The organism is Paenibacillus amylolyticus (assembly GCF_036894225.1).
Taxonomy (GTDB): domain Bacteria; phylum Bacillota; class Bacilli; order Paenibacillales; family Paenibacillaceae; genus Paenibacillus; species Paenibacillus amylolyticus.
In genome coordinates this window covers 79,117-94,499 of the sequence record NZ_CP145892.1, presented here as the reverse complement: position 1 = coordinate 94,499, position 15,383 = coordinate 79,117, and the positions used below count along the sequence as shown (strand labels likewise).

8 protein-coding genes and 3 rRNA genes are annotated in these 15,383 nt (G+C 47.6%); 1 reads left to right on the top strand and 10 read right to left on the bottom strand.

Annotation, left to right across the window (positions count from 1 at the left end; genetic code table 11):
• Positions 1 to 91: 91 nt before the first annotated feature.
• The 6 genes from V6668_RS00430 to V6668_RS00405 all read right to left on the bottom strand — a co-directional run bounded on the left by V6668_RS00430 (position 92) and on the right by V6668_RS00405 (position 9,697).
• Positions 92 to 1,480 (bottom strand): D-alanyl-D-alanine carboxypeptidase family protein, encoded by a 1,389-nt coding sequence (locus V6668_RS00430; protein WP_338707461.1) that lies wholly within the window; start codon positions 1,478 to 1,480, stop codon positions 92 to 94.
• A gap of 416 nt (positions 1,481 to 1,896) precedes the next feature.
• Entirely contained in the window at positions 1,897 to 3,354 is a 1,458-nt protein-coding gene (gene guaB / locus V6668_RS00425; RefSeq protein WP_036607306.1) for an IMP dehydrogenase, read from the bottom strand.
• Between the two features lie 367 nt (positions 3,355 to 3,721).
• A 5S ribosomal RNA gene (rrf, locus tag V6668_RS00420) occupies positions 3,722 to 3,838 on the bottom strand.
• A 78-nt stretch (positions 3,839 to 3,916) separates the two neighbouring features.
• Positions 3,917 to 6,842 (bottom strand): 23S ribosomal RNA (locus tag V6668_RS00415).
• Between the two features lie 311 nt (positions 6,843 to 7,153).
• Positions 7,154 to 8,706: ribosomal RNA gene (locus V6668_RS00410) — 16S ribosomal RNA — on the bottom strand.
• Together the 16S, 23S and 5S rRNA genes form the textbook arrangement of a ribosomal RNA operon.
• Before the next feature lie 439 nt (positions 8,707 to 9,145).
• On the bottom strand, positions 9,146 to 9,697 hold the full coding sequence (locus V6668_RS00405; RefSeq protein ID WP_338707460.1) for a hypothetical protein: 552 nt from the start codon (positions 9,695 to 9,697) through the stop codon (positions 9,146 to 9,148).
• 87 nt (positions 9,698 to 9,784) lie between these two features.
• Between V6668_RS00405 and V6668_RS00400 the strand changes: the two genes are divergently transcribed.
• A complete protein-coding gene (locus V6668_RS00400) occupies positions 9,785 to 10,375 on the top strand; it encodes a TetR/AcrR family transcriptional regulator (RefSeq protein ID WP_076329925.1) in 591 nt (196 codons plus the stop codon).
• Between the two features lie 86 nt (positions 10,376 to 10,461).
• Here the strand turns inward: V6668_RS00400 and V6668_RS00395 are convergent, their stop codons facing one another.
• The 4 genes from V6668_RS00395 to dusB form a co-directional block, all read right to left on the bottom strand.
• Positions 10,462 to 11,799, bottom strand: a complete 1,338-nt coding sequence (locus V6668_RS00395; RefSeq protein ID WP_076320270.1) for a TrkH family potassium uptake protein — start codon at positions 11,797 to 11,799, stop codon at positions 10,462 to 10,464.
• Positions 11,800 to 12,003: 204 nt separating this feature from the next.
• Positions 12,004 to 13,515: a lysine--tRNA ligase gene (gene lysS, locus V6668_RS00390; protein ID WP_036606098.1), complete on the bottom strand. Its 1,512-nt coding sequence runs from the start codon at positions 13,513 to 13,515 to the stop codon at positions 12,004 to 12,006.
• Between the two features lie 116 nt (positions 13,516 to 13,631).
• Positions 13,632 to 14,111, bottom strand: coding sequence for a transcription elongation factor GreA (gene greA, locus V6668_RS00385; RefSeq protein WP_036606099.1), 480 nt, complete (start codon positions 14,109 to 14,111; stop codon positions 13,632 to 13,634).
• A gap of 251 nt (positions 14,112 to 14,362) precedes the next feature.
• A complete protein-coding gene (gene dusB / locus V6668_RS00380) occupies positions 14,363 to 15,382 on the bottom strand; it encodes a tRNA dihydrouridine synthase DusB (protein WP_036606100.1) in 1,020 nt (339 codons plus the stop codon).
• Position 15,383 lies beyond the last annotated feature (1 nt).

Below are 15,383 nucleotides of genomic sequence, written 5' to 3'. Positions count from 1 at the left end.
ATCCGGTCGGAATAACTTGTATTTTGTCAATGATATGACCATGTAAACATTAAAATCATGATCATACTCTTTCCATGAAGTTTGTTATGGACTAAAACAGGTTTTTAATCCCGTCAAAAAGATCCACAAAGAAATCCTTCACAGCACGGAAGAACAAACGGAACCATCCGCCTTTTTCAGCCTCTTCAGCAGTGATCAAGTTCACTGTTTTTTCCTGTGGCTCAATTCCATCTGCTTTATACGTGTACGTTACCGTACCAACCTTCGTACCTGCCTTGAGTGGTGCTACCAACTTGTCAGCCTCAGTTACGTTGGCTTTGAACGTCACATCCAGGTTCTGAGTACCTTTGGGTACAACAAAACTTACCGCATTATCTGTTACAACAGGAACGGTTGTTTCTTTCCCTTTTTTCAAAGGTACCGCTTCCCAGCCCGTCACTTTGGTCTTGCCTGCAACAGCCTGTTTCACTTCAAAGTTGTTAAATCCATAGTCCAATACCTTTTTAGTTTCTCTGAAACGTGCGGATTCCGAATCTGTGCCCATAACAACACTAATTAGACGCATACCGTTACGTTCTGCTGTACCTGTAAAGTTATTACCTGCGTTCGTGGTATGGCCTGTTTTCATTCCATCCAGACCTTCATAGGCATAGCTTTTGAAATTGGTTATATTTTTATTCGCTTCCAGCATCCAGTTGTAATTGATAATTGGAGCTTTATCATTGGGACGGAACTTGTAGGATTGAATCGTTGTAAATTCTGTGTAGTCCGGGTGATCCATAATGATGTATCGGCATAGAATTGCAGCATCCAGAGCGGACATCACTGTTTCCTTGTCTTCAGCTGGGCGGAAGTCAGCAGGCATATCTGCTCGATCCAGACCCGAAGAGTTGATGAAGAACGTATCCTTCATGCCCATACGCTTCGCTTCATCATTCATCATTTTCACGAAAGCTTCTTCCGAACCGGCAACATGTTCAGCCAAAGCAACCGTAGCATCATTGGCAGAGCCAACAGCCATAGCAATATAGAGATCCTTAACTGTGTGCTGGTCACCTTCCGCGAGGAAAATTCGCGACCCGATACTTTGTGCAGCATTCTTTTTAACAGTTACAATATCGTCCCAACCGAATTTACCTTGTTTGACTTGTTCGGCGACAATGTACTCTGTCATCATTTTGGTCATACTTGCAGGTGGCATCGCTTTATCCGCATCGACATTTAGTAGAATCTGTCCCGTTGAGGCTTCCATTAGCACCGCTGATCTAACCTCAAGCCCAAGTGAGTCTACCCCAGGCACCTTTACGGCTTTTTCCGTCTTTGTTGTTGTTGCCGCAGCAGTCAGAAGCTGACTGGAGTTGTCCGCAGCAGCCATGACCGGCATTACTGCAGACATGCAAAGCATGTTAATTAGCATTACCGAGGCTACGCTCTTTTTGAGCATTTGGCGTTTCTTTTTATTCATGTGTTTGGCTTTCAATGATGAATACTCCCTTCGATCCAAAGCATTGTTAATTGCTTCAGTGCAGCTTATGCTGCGATTTTCTTGTTCCCTAACCTGTGTGTTTGATGTATGAGATGTGTGCTATATGCGCTGTATCGAACGAGCAATATTATTGCTCCCAAAGTTCGTTATCGATTGTCACTTAGTCCGCATTTTGCAAATGCTTATGTAAAAGGACGTCCGCGCTTCTGTTTACCTGGCAGCCTTTTCTGGCACTGCATTTGCTTTTCAAAACCATATTCATAGATTCACGTCAAAAAGCCGCCGCAACGCCTTAATCCATCCATGGATCGTCACCGCTTGTTCTATTCTATCACAGGGGTATCTGCAAAAAAAGACAGACCCGGTGAAAATCACCGAGCCTGTCCTGGAAATGATTAACTCTCTTCAGATTACAACGAGTAGTTAGGTGCTTCTTTGGTAATCTGTACATCATGGGGATGACTTTCGCGCAGACCCGCACCTGTAATTCGGATAAAGCCTGTATCGTTACGAAGTTGCTCCAAGTTACTTGTACCACAGTATCCCATACCCGAACGCAGACCACCAATCAGTTGGTGGATCGTATCAGACAATGGTCCTTTGTAAGCGACACGACCTTCGATTCCTTCCGGAACCAGTTTCTTGTCATCATCTTGGAAGTAACGATCTTTACTACCTTGTTTCATTGCAGCCATTGAACCCATACCGCGGTATACTTTGTAGCTACGTCCTTGGAAGATTTCAGTTTCTCCCGGGCTTTCTGCTGTGCCGGCAAACAAACTTCCCAGCATCACCGCGTGTGCGCCTGCAGCCAGTGCCTTTGTAATTTCACCAGAATATTTAATTCCGCCATCCGCGATAATCGGAACTCCATATTCACGTGCCACCGTTGCACAATCGTACACTGCAGTTACTTGAGGTACACCAATACCAGCAATAACACGTGTTGTACAAATCGAACCTGGACCAATACCCACTTTGACTACCGAAGCCCCTGCTTCGATCAAGTCACGAGTGGCAGCGCCAGTAGCGACGTTACCTGCAACGATGGTCAGGCTAGGGAAACGTTCACGAAGCTGACGTACAGCTTCAATGATATTGATGTGGTGTCCGTGAGCCGAGTCTACCGTAATCAGGTCGACACCAGCTTGTACCAAAGCATCTGCACGTTCAAATGTATCTTTGGAAATACCAATCGCTGCACCAACCAACAAACGTCCTTGAGCATCTTTGGCTGCATGAGGGAATTGAATGGCTTTCTCGATATCTTTAATCGTGATAAGACCTTTCAACGTGTTTGTCTCATCAACTAATGGAAGTTTCTCAATCTTGTGCTTCTGAAGGATACCCTCAGCTTCTTGAAGTGTAGTGCCTACAGGAGCGGTAACCAGATTCTCATGAGTCATGACTTCGCTAATTTTGATGCCGTAATCATGGATAAAACGCAGATCGCGGTTGGTCAAAATACCAACCAGCTTCTGATCTCCTTCAATAATAGGTACACCGGAGATCCGATATTTCGCCATTACTGCTTCCGCATCAGATACCAGATGATCTGCCGTCAGTGAGAATGGGTTCGTAATAACACCACTCTCCGAACGCTTAACACGATCTACTTCTTCTGCCTGTTGTTCAACTGACATATTTTTATGGATAATACCGATACCGCCTTCACGCGCAATGGCAATAGCCAATGTCGCTTCAGTTACTGTATCCATACCCGCACTGATCAAAGGAATATTTAGCTTTACAGTATCACTCAAACGAATAGATACATCTACTTCTTTAGGCAGTGTCTCCGATTTCCGTGGCACTAGCAATACATCATCAAAGGTGAGGCCTTCCTTACCAAATTTATCTTCCCACACGCAAGTGTTCCTCCTTATGTTTGCTCAGCTTTACGGTCCAAAACCCGAAGATTCCAGGCTGTATTTTACGCCGAAAATACGTTTTCTGAAAAATTTATTATTGCCATCTTAGCAAAGCGATATTTAGACTGTCAAGGAAAAGTACTTGGTTATATCAGGTGTATTGCCTGATGAACACAACTGTTTTTCCAGAGCGGACAAGTCTAGTTATTACGCAAAAAAACGTCAATTCGTATCGAATAACGTTACCTATATACATCCTATTGTGCTGATAAATCAACAAATTCAATCTGTATTTTAATCCCATACTACATAATATGATTATATAATAAAAACCACCACCGAATAACATCGGCAGTGGTTCTTTGCTTGGCGGCGTCCTACTCTCCCAGGACCCTGCGGTCCAAGTACCATCGGCGCTAGAGGGCTTAACGGTCGTGTTCGGGATGGGTACGTGTGGAACCCCTCCGCCATCGCCACCAAACGCATAGCTTAGCTTACATTCAGAGATCGTTCTCTGAAAACTAGATTCGAAACGAAACATGCGAATTACAACTTGCTATTGGATAAGCCCTCGACCGATTAGTACTGGTCAGCTCCATGCATTGCTGCACTTCCACCCCCAGCCTATCTACCTCGTCGTCTTCAAGGGGTCTTACATACTGGGAAATCTCATCTTGAGGGGGGCTTCACGCTTAGATGCTTTCAGCGTTTATCCCGTCCGTACATAGCTACCCAGCGGTGCTCCTGGCGGAACAACTGGTACACCAGCGGTACGTCCATCCCGGTCCTCTCGTACTAAGGACAGCTCCTCTCAAATTTCCTACGCCCACGACAGATAGGGACCGAACTGTCTCACGACGTTCTGAACCCAGCTCGCGTACCGCTTTAATGGGCGAACAGCCCAACCCTTGGGACCTACTTCAGCCCCAGGATGCGATGAGCCGACATCGAGGTGCCAAACCTCCCCGTCGATGTGGACTCTTGGGGGAGATAAGCCTGTTATCCCCAGGGTAGCTTTTATCCGTTGAGCGATGGCCCTTCCATGCGGTACCACCGGATCACTAAGCCCGACTTTCGTCCCTGCTCGACTTGTAGGTCTCGCAGTCAAGCTCCCTTATGCCTTTGCACTCTTCGAATGATTTCCAACCATTCTGAGGGAACCTTTGGGCGCCTCCGTTACTCTTTAGGAGGCGACCGCCCCAGTCAAACTGCCCACCTGACACTGTCCCCGCACCGGATTACGGTACCAGGTTAGAACCTAGATACGATCAGGGTGGTATCCCAACGTTGCCTCCACGCAAGCTGGCGCTCACGTTTCAAAGGCTCCCACCTATCCTGTACAGATCGTACCCAAATTCAATATCAAGCTGCAGTAAAGCTCCATGGGGTCTTTCCGTCTTGTCGCGGGTAACCTGCATCTTCACAGGTATTAAAATTTCACCGGATCTCTCGTTGAGACAGCGCCCAAGTCGTTACGCCATTCGTGCGGGTCAGAATTTACCTGACAAGGAATTTCGCTACCTTAGGACCGTTATAGTTACGGCCGCCGTTTACTGGGGCTTCGGTTCACAGCTTCGGATTGCTCCTAACCACTCCCCTTAACCTTCCAGCACCGGGCAGGCGTCAGCCCGTATACTTCGCCTTACGGCTTCGCACAGACCTGTGTTTTTGCTAAACAGTCGCTTGGGCCTTTTCACTGCGGCCCCCTCGTGCTATTCACACTACCGGGGCACCCCTTCTCCCGAAGTTACGGGGTCATTTTGCCGAGTTCCTTAACGAGAGTTCTTCCGCGCGCCTTAGAATACTCTTCTCGCCTACCTGTGTCGGTTTGCGGTACGGGCACCATCACCTGGCTAGAGGCTTTTCTTGGCAGTGTGAGATCATGACCTTCGCTACTATAATTTTCGCTCCCCATCACAGCTCAGCCTTACAATGTGCGGATTTGCCTACACATCAGCCTTACTGCTTAGACGGACATCCATCAGTCCGCGTCACTACCCTACTGCGTCCCCCCATTGCTCATAACGGCTTACGGTGGTACAGGAATTTCGACCTGTTGTCCTTCGACTACGCCTTTCGGCCTCGCCTTAGGTCCCGACTTACCCTGAGCGGACGAGCCTTCCTCAGGAACCCTTAGGCTTTCGGCGGATCAGATTCTCACTGATCTTTTCGTTACTCATACCGGCATTCTCACTTGTATAATGTCCAGCGCTCCTTACGGTACACCTTCAACCCTTATACAACGCTCCCCTACCCCTGATGCAAAGCATCAAGCCATAGCTTCGGTGGTGTGTTTAGCCCCGTTACATTTTCGGCGCAGAGTCACTCGACCAGTGAGCTATTACGCACTCTTTCAATGATGGCTGCTTCTAAGCCAACATCCTGGTTGTCTGTGCAACTCCACATCCTTTCCCACTTAACACACACTTGGGGACCTTAGCTGATGGTCTGGGCTGTTTCCCTTTTGACAATGGATCTTAGCACTCACTGTCTGACTCCCGGAAGTAAGTCTATGGCATTCGGAGTTTGACTGAGCTTGGTAACCCTTGCGGGCCCCGCACCCAATCAGTGCTCTACCTCCACGACTCTGTTTTCCGAGGCTAGCCCTAAAGCTATTTCGGGGAGAACCAGCTATCTCCGAGTTCGATTGGAATTTCTCCGCTACCCCCACCTCATCCCCGCATTTTTCAACATGCGTGGGTTCGGGCCTCCAGTGCGTGTTACCGCACCTTCACCCTGGACAGGGGTAGATCACCCGGTTTCGGGTCTACGTCCACGTACTAATTCGCCCTATTCAGACTCGCTTTCGCTGCGGCTCCGGCTCTTCACCTTAACCTTGCACGGGAACGTAACTCGCCGGTTCATTCTACAAAAGGCACGCCATCACCCCTAAAACGGGCTCTGACTTTTTGTAAGCACACGGTTTCAGGTTCTATTTCACTCCCCTTCCGGGGTGCTTTTCACCTTTCCCTCACGGTACTGCTTCACTATCGGTCGCTAGGAAGTATTTAGCCTTGGCAGATGGTCCTGCCGGATTCATACGGGGTTTCACGTGCCCCGCACTACTCGGGATCCGTCTCGGAGGGAACAGACTTTCAACTACAGGGCTTTTACCTTCTTTGGCGGGCCTTTCCAGACCTCTTCGCTTAACCGGTTCCTTTGTAACTCCATGTGAGACGTCCCACAACCCCAAAGAGCAAGCTCTCTGGTTTGGGCTTCTCCGCGTTCGCTCGCCGCTACTGACGGAATCACTATTGTTTTCTCTTCCTCAGGGTACTTAGATGTTTCAGTTCCCCTGGTATGCCTCTGCATAACCTATGTATTCAGTTATGAGTAACTGGAAATTACCCCAGCTGGGTTTCCCCATTCGGACACCCCCGGATCAAAGCTTGCTTACAGCTCCCCGAGGCAGTTTCGTTGTTCGCCACGTCCTTCATCGGCTCCTAGCGCCTAGGCATCCTCCGTGTGCTCTTAGTAGCTTAACCATTTTGTTCCGGTTTCGGTCGCTCGCTTCCCTTGTTTTGCTTGCGCAAAGCCAAAAGTCGCTCTCACCCGATACCCTCACAAAAGCAATTTGACTACCGTTTTTATTGAAACTTGTTTAACACAAGTTCAGCTAAAAAGGAATGTTCTAATTCGCGTTTGTTTCGTTTCGATATCTAGTTTTCAAAGAACAAGCTCCATGCAAAAGCAAGCTGTTTGAGAGTTTGAGCTCTCAAAACTGAGCAACGAGTGAGTGTTTTGCAGCTAAGCTGCATATTTGAATGTTTCCGTTGCAGGAAACGATTCTCCATAGAAAGGAGGTGATCCAGCCGCACCTTCCGATACGGCTACCTTGTTACGACTTCACCCCAATCATCTATCCCACCTTCGGCGGCTGGCTCCTTGCGGTTACCCCACCGACTTCGGGTGTTATAAACTCTCGTGGTGTGACGGGCGGTGTGTACAAGACCCGGGAACGTATTCACCGCGGCATGCTGATCCGCGATTACTAGCAATTCCGACTTCATGCAGGCGAGTTGCAGCCTGCAATCCGAACTGAGACCGGCTTTGTTGGGATTGGCTCCATCTCGCGATTTCGCAGCCCGTTGTACCGGCCATTGTAGTACGTGTGTAGCCCAGGTCATAAGGGGCATGATGATTTGACGTCATCCCCACCTTCCTCCGGTTTGTCACCGGCAGTCTATCTAGAGTGCCCACCCGAAGTGCTGGCAACTAAATATAAGGGTTGCGCTCGTTGCGGGACTTAACCCAACATCTCACGACACGAGCTGACGACAACCATGCACCACCTGTCTCCTCTGTCCCGAAGGAAAGATACATCTCTGCATCGATCAGAGGGATGTCAAGACCTGGTAAGGTTCTTCGCGTTGCTTCGAATTAAACCACATACTCCACTGCTTGTGCGGGTCCCCGTCAATTCCTTTGAGTTTCAGTCTTGCGACCGTACTCCCCAGGCGGAGTGCTTAATGTGTTAACTTCGGCACCAAGGGTATCGAAACCCCTAACACCTAGCACTCATCGTTTACGGCGTGGACTACCAGGGTATCTAATCCTGTTTGCTCCCCACGCTTTCGCGCCTCAGCGTCAGTTACAGCCCAGAGAGTCGCCTTCGCCACTGGTGTTCCTCCACATATCTACGCATTTCACCGCTACACGTGGAATTCCACTCTCCTCTTCTGCACTCAAGTCACCCAGTTTCCAGTGCGATCCGGGGTTGAGCCCCGGGATTAAACACCAGACTTAAATGACCGCCTGCGCGCGCTTTACGCCCAATAATTCCGGACAACGCTTGCCCCCTACGTATTACCGCGGCTGCTGGCACGTAGTTAGCCGGGGCTTTCTTCTCAGGTACCGTCACCTTGAGAGCAGTTACTCTCCCAAGCGTTCTTCCCTGGCAACAGAGCTTTACGATCCGAAAACCTTCATCACTCACGCGGCATTGCTCCGTCAGGCTTTCGCCCATTGCGGAAGATTCCCTACTGCTGCCTCCCGTAGGAGTCTGGGCCGTGTCTCAGTCCCAGTGTGGCCGATCACCCTCTCAGGTCGGCTACGCATCGTCGCCTTGGTGAGCCGTTACCTCACCAACTAGCTAATGCGCCGCAGGCCCATCCCCAAGTGACAGATTGCTCCGTCTTTCCAGTTCTCTTCAGGCGAAGAAAACAATTATTCGGTATTAGCTACCGTTTCCGGTAGTTGTCCCAAACTTGAGGGCAGGTTGCCTACGTGTTACTCACCCGTCCGCCGCTAACCATCCGAGAAGCAAGCTTCTCTTCAAGTCCGCTCGACTTGCATGTATTAGGCATGCCGCCAGCGTTCGTCCTGAGCCAGGATCAAACTCTCCAATAAAGTATTGAAAAGAGCGATAAGCTCATTTTGAATCTGACGAGATTAAAAAATCTCATTTGTGCTCCAGTCGATTCAAGCCAAGGCTTGTCTCAAACTTTCGCGTTCATTCTGCAAGCAGAATGTTTACTCACTCGTTGTTCAGTTTTCAAAGATCAAACTTATTTTGTTACCGAATGTCGTTCTCTTCAGCAACTTTTATATCTTATCACATCCGAACCAAATTTGCAAGCTCTTTTTTTAAGTTTCTTTCGAAGCTTATTTCATTTGCTTGCCGCACCGTGTAAACCGTGTTTTCTTGGCCGGAATTAGAATATACCATGTACAGATATTGAATGCAAGTCTTTTTTTGAAACTATATTAACAATCGGTTTGATCTAATACGGACGTACATATGGTATTCTCCCAACTTAGCAAGTTCATACACACGTCCATTTTTACTTTAACGTTTAACATTCCTAGCAGGAACCTTTCTTGGCCATAAACTGTAACTAAAACTTATCAGAAAATCGATACCGAGTATCAATCCCCACACTCTGATCAGATTATTGAAGACAGCTGTACGTTCAGCATCTCCAATCCACCATATCATGGCCAATAAAAAAGCACTTCCTATAGCCCAAGCCAATAGATGTCTAAACCATCCACCACGCTCACGACTGGCATGTTCTCTACCATATAACTTGTTGCTACGAGGGTTTTCTCCACCCTTGAACCAATATAGGAAATATCGATCCGCCCAAGCGATCATCTGGTGACCATAGGCAATGCTTGCTCCTATATACACCGCAGCTATACCATGAATCATACTTGCTGTAGCTCCTCGCTGTAGATCCATAACTGTAGCTACCAGCAATAACAGATCGATAACCGGCGTTGCCATTAACAAACCGATACCTAACCGCTTCATGCCAAGAAGATACCTGACACTCAGACCTGCGAACACAAACACCCAAAAGGCAATCTCACAACCTATAATGAAATAACCAATCATTTCAGCCTCTCCTTTTTATGATACAAATGTATTAATTACAATTTAGCACGTGTGTACTATAATAATCAACAGTGATATAATATGCCTATGCCTAAAATTGTTGATCACGATAAACAGCGCGTGCTCGTGGCCGAGGCAGCTTGGCGTATTATACGAAGAGATGGCATGGAACAGGCCTCTGTTCGGAATATTGCTGAAGAAGCTGGAGTTTCGGTCGGTTCGATGCGTCACTACTTTTCTACTCAATCGGAACTACTACGATATGCCATGAATTTGGTATCTGAACGGGTGTCTCATCGAGTCCAAAAAATGTCCTTTACTGGCTCTCCCATGGACAATATGAAATGCCTATTGCTTGAATTCTTACCAAACACGGAAGAAAAACTGGCCGAAATGGAGGTGTGGTACGCTTTTACAGCCAGATCGAAAACCGATCCTACACTCAAAGAACTTGCTAATACCGTATATGATGAACTCAGACAAGCTGTAGGCTCTGTTATCACCTACCTGATAAAGCTCGACCTCTCCAGACCCGATCTGGACAAAGAACTGGAGATCGAGAGATTGTATGCACTGGTAGATGGCTTAGGCATACACACCGTGCTTAGACCGGATCAGATGAATGCCAAGCTCATGGACGATGTTCTCACTTTGCATCTTGCTTCCTTGTGTCGTTAAACCAAAAAAAACCGCAGCACATTCGTTGTGACTAAGGCCCGTTACGATAACAGGAGTTAGTTCTGAATGTCTGACGGTTTTTCTTTTTATCCGATAATGATCCGGCCTTCCGGATGACGATACAGTTTCTTCTCTTTGCGCGGACGAAGAGCATACGCGATGGTTAATGGCCCGATCCGACCTACAAACATGGTAAAGGTAATAATAATTTTTCCCCAATTGGTCAACTCATCAGTCACTCCCACAGAAAGACCCACGGTACCGATTGCGGATGCAGCTTCAAACATCAGTGAAAGGAATGGCGCATCCTCTGTCGTAAGCAGAAGCATCACCACGATCATGAATATGATCAGAGAAACCATAATAATGGTCAACGCCCTCATCAGCAGTTCTTTCGGAACACGCTGGCGGAAAAACACAATATCCTTATTTCCCCGAATCATGGCATACACCGCACCAATCATGATCAGGAATGTAGTCGTCTTGATTCCGCCCCCGGTCGATCCTGGGGAAGCCCCGATAAACATCAGCAGAATGAAGAAGAATTGGGTAGCCTGCCTCATCTCCGTGATATCGATTGTGCTCGTTCCCGACGAACGTGTAGAGACAGACTGGAAGAAGGACGCATAGATCTTCTCGCTCCATGTGAGTGAAGCCAGTGTATGTCCATTGGTGAATTCGAAAACAAACAACACAATCGCTCCTATACCGATCAGCGCTCCGGATACAGACAGCACCAGTTTGGACTGAAGAGACAAACGGCGGCGTTTGCGATACTCGAACAGATCATTTAATACAACAAAACCCAGTCCACCAGAGACAACGAGCACAGAAGCAGTCACATTGAATATCCAGTCTCCGGTGTAGTATTGAAAGCTGTTGCCGAACAAATCAAAGCCGCCATTATTAAACAATGAAACGGAATGAAATATTCCATAGTATACGGCCTGACCCAATGGCATCTCCGTTGCCCAGCGCAGCGCAAGTATGACAGCAGCCACCCCTTCAATGGTAAAGGAGAAAATCAACACCTTGCGGATAATGCGTACTATCCCTTCCATACTGTCTGCATTAATGGCTTCTTTAAGTAATAACCTGTCCTTGAGTGAGATTCGCTTGCCCAATACAAGGGCAAAGAGAGTAGCCATGGTCATGAATCCGAGTCCACCAAGCTGCATTAATACCATAATGACGAACTGACCAAACAAATTAAACGTTGTCCCTACATCCACAACGACAAGTCCAGTTACACATGCGGCAGAGGTTGATGTAAAGAGCGCGTCAATAAACGCCAAATGCATACCGCTTTGGTTGGAGATTGGCAACATGAGAAGCACCGTTCCAATCGCAATGATAAGCAGAAAACCACCGACCAGAATTAACGGAGGAGATAAGAATTTGGCAAAGTGAAGCCTGAACTTCATGAAGGGCACCTCTTTTAACAAAAATACGAACAGGTTAATCTAACAATTTCAAGACGCGGTGTTACCCTTATGGTGTGCTGTGACCAAGGGCCTTCTGACAAACTTTATTTTTAGCGTCTATGTAAACCTAAAGAGGAACTTGCCCCAGCATGATACTGAACGGCAGGTTCCTCTTCTATTATGAACGTATCCTACGTTCCTTATTTAATCTTGCGTACGAGGACGCATGTGCGGGAAGAGCAGTACGTCACGAATCGACGGGGAGTTGGTAAGCAGCATGATCAGACGATCAACCCCGATTCCCAATCCGCCTGTTGGTGGCATACCATATTCGAGCGCACGGATGAAGTCGTCATCCATCTCATGAGCTTCGTCGTTCCCATGTTCTTTCTCCAGCATCTGTGCTTCAAAGCGCTGACGCTGATCGATTGGATCATTCAGCTCTGTGAAGGCATTGGCATGCTCACGTCCAACGATGAACAATTCGAAGCGATCCGTGAAGCGCGGATCTACATCATTTTTCTTCGCCAGTGGTGAGATCTCAAGAGGATGTCCCATAATGAATGTCGGTTGAATCAACGTCTCTTCTACAAATTCTTCAAAGAACGCGTTCAGAATATGACCAAATGTCATATGTTTTTCAACCGGAACCTTATGTTCCTTCGCCAAGTTGTGTGCTTCCTCATCCGTCATGTGTACGGAGAAGTCTACGCCTACAACTTCCTTAACTGCATCCACCATCGTAACACGGCGCCACTGCGGCGTAAGATCTACTTCATAATCTCCATACTGGATCACTTGCGTACCCAGTACTTCCTGTGCAATATGAGCAACCAGGTTCTCCGTCAATTGCATAATATCCTTGTAGTCGGCATATGCCTCATACAATTCAATCATGGTGAACTCCGGATTGTGACGTGTGGACATACCTTCATTCCGATATACACGGCCGATCTCATATACCTTCTCCAGCCCGCCAACAATCAGACGTTTCAGGTGAAGTTCAATCGCAATCCGCATGTACAGTTCCATATCCAGCGCATTGTGATGTGTGATGAACGGACGTGCTGCCGCTCCTCCTGCGATCGTATGCAACGTAGGTGTTTCCACTTCCAGATATCCAAGGGAATCCAGGTAACGACGCATCGATTGAATGATTTTGGAACGTGCGATAAAGGTCTGTTGTACGTCCGGGCTCATAATCAGGTCAACATAACGCTGGCGGTAACGCAGCTCTACGTCAGTGAGACCATGGAATTTATCCGGAAGCGGATAGAGCGATTTGGACAGCACTTCAATATCTTTCACTTTGACAGAAGTTTCACCTGTTTTGGTCTTAAAGATCACACCCGTTACCCCAACGATATCGCCAAGGTCCAGCAGGCTAAATGCCGCATACTTGTCTTCAGGCACGCTATCCTGACGAACATAGATCTGGATTCTGCCGCTCAGGTCCTGAATATGTGCGAAGCTTGCTTTACCCATTCCCCGCTTCGCCATAATCCGTCCGGCAATACTGACTTCGATGTGCTTCTCTTCCAGCTCTTCCTTGGTCAGTTCTTCATACTTCTTCAGAATGGAGCCGGCTTCTTCGGTACGTACGTATTTTTGGCCAAAAGGGTCGATTCCCAATTTGCGGAGCTCGTCCAATTTGTCACGGCGAATTTGTAAAAGCTCGCTAAGTTCGGTTTCCTGATTCAAGACTTCATCCGTCATGATCTGTATTCATCTCCTTATTTACATTGCAGGCATCGCGAGAGGACGTTTTTCCTCTAATGTTGAAAAAGCTTCCCTAAGGAAGCTTTTGTTTACCGCGCCCAACTGCTTCGTTGCTATAGCTTTTTAATGTCCATAATTTTATATTGAATTACGCCAGCAGGCACACTTACATCAACAACTGTACCTTTTTTCTTGCCGAGAATCGCTTTACCTACAGGGCTCTCGTTCGATATCTTGTTCTGAAGCGGGTCTGCCTCCGCAGTACCTACAATCGTATATTCCGTGATGTCGCCAAACTCCAGATCTTCTACAGTGACGGTTGCACCCACGCTTACAGCATCGGTATCGATCTCGTCGCTGTTAATAATCCGCGCGTTACGAAGCAATTTCTCCAACGTGATTACACGTCCTTCGATGAAAGCTTGCTCATTCTTCGCGTCTTCGTATTCAGAGTTTTCACTGATATCTCCATACCCGATGGCTACCTTAATCCGTTCAGCCACTTCGCGGCGCTTCACTGATTTCAATGTTTCCAATTCTTCTTCCAGCTTCTTGAGTCCTTCTGGTGTAAGGATAACTTCCTTGTCGCTCATCTCAACCGATTCTCCTGTCATGGGAATAAATTTGATTGTACGGCAACGGAATCAGTGCTTGTTACAGAGCTCCGCTCGCATACATCTTCAAAACTATATGAAGTTCTCCAGAGGAATAGAATATTCCTCCTGATGCTATATCCTTATTAACGCACATGGCGAATTTATACTGAGAAATTATAGGGGAACGATCTCGAAAAGTCAATGTTACGTCCCCTATAGGTGTAAACGTTTTACAGATGCGTTTATAATTAAGATGCATTTCCGGCGATTACCGGTTCTGACTCCAAATTACCTTCGCTTTTCAGCTGACTCACAAAGTTCTCCAGAATCTGTACCATCTCGTCCCGCTTGGTTCCTTCCATAATAACATCCTTGATGCGGGCAGATCCTTTCAGGCCTTTCAAATACCAAGCCAGATGTTTGCGCATCTCGCGTACGGCAACTGTCTCATTCTTCAATGCGATCAGGCGATCCATATGCAGGATGGCAACACGGATCTTCTCTTCGCCATTCGGGTCAGGAAGCAATTCCCCCGTGCTTAAGTATTGAATGGTACGATACAGCATCCATGGGTTACCCAGGGCGGCACGACCGATCATAACTCCGTCACAACCCGTTTCATCCAGCATACGGCGTGCATCCTCTGGCGTATGAACATCACCATTGCCGATCACTGGGATAGAGACAGCTTCTTTTACATCTTTGATGTGTGACCAGTCAGCTGTGCCTGTATAGAGTTGCTCACGCGTACGGCCGTGTACACTTACCGCCTGTCCACCAGCACGTTCAACCGCGAGCGCATTCTCCACCGCGAAGATATGCTCGTTATCCCAGCCGATACGCATCTTGACGGTCACCGGCTTCTCCACCGCGTCCACGACAGCGGATACCATCTCATAGATTTTGTTCGGATCAAGCAACCAACGTGCACCGGCATCACATTTTGTTACCTTTGGCACAGGGCATCCCATGTTAATATCGATGATGTCTGCATTGGTTTCTTTGTCCACGATTTTGGCTGCTTCTACAAGGGAATCACGATCTCCCCCAAAAATCTGAAGGCTCAGCGGTTTCTCACGCTCATCTACAAACAACATCTCACGCGTACGCTGGTTGCCATGGACAATGGCTTTGCCACTCACCATCTCCGCGCATACGAGGCCTGTTCCGAATTCTTTTGCGATCAAACGAAAAGCCGGATTACATACGCCAGCCATCGGCGCAAGTACGACCTGGTTTTTCATTTCAATGCCACCAATGTTAAGCACG

Excerpts from the sequence above, each read along its gene's own strand:
- V6668_RS00400 (WP_076329925.1), top strand. The coding sequence starts at position 9,785 with ATGCCTAAAATTGTTGATCACGATAAACAGCGCGTGCTCGTGGCCGAG.
- greA (WP_036606099.1), bottom strand. The coding sequence starts at position 14,111 with ATGAGCGACAAGGAAGTTATCCTTACACCAGAAGGACTCAAGAAGCTG.
- V6668_RS00405 (WP_338707460.1), bottom strand. The coding sequence starts at position 9,697 with ATGATTGGTTATTTCATTATAGGTTGTGAGATTGCCTTTTGGGTGTTT.
- V6668_RS00395 (WP_076320270.1), bottom strand. The coding sequence starts at position 11,799 with ATGAAGTTCAGGCTTCACTTTGCCAAATTCTTATCTCCTCCGTTAATT.
- lysS (WP_036606098.1), bottom strand. The coding sequence starts at position 13,515 with ATGACGGATGAAGTCTTGAATCAGGAAACCGAACTTAGCGAGCTTTTA.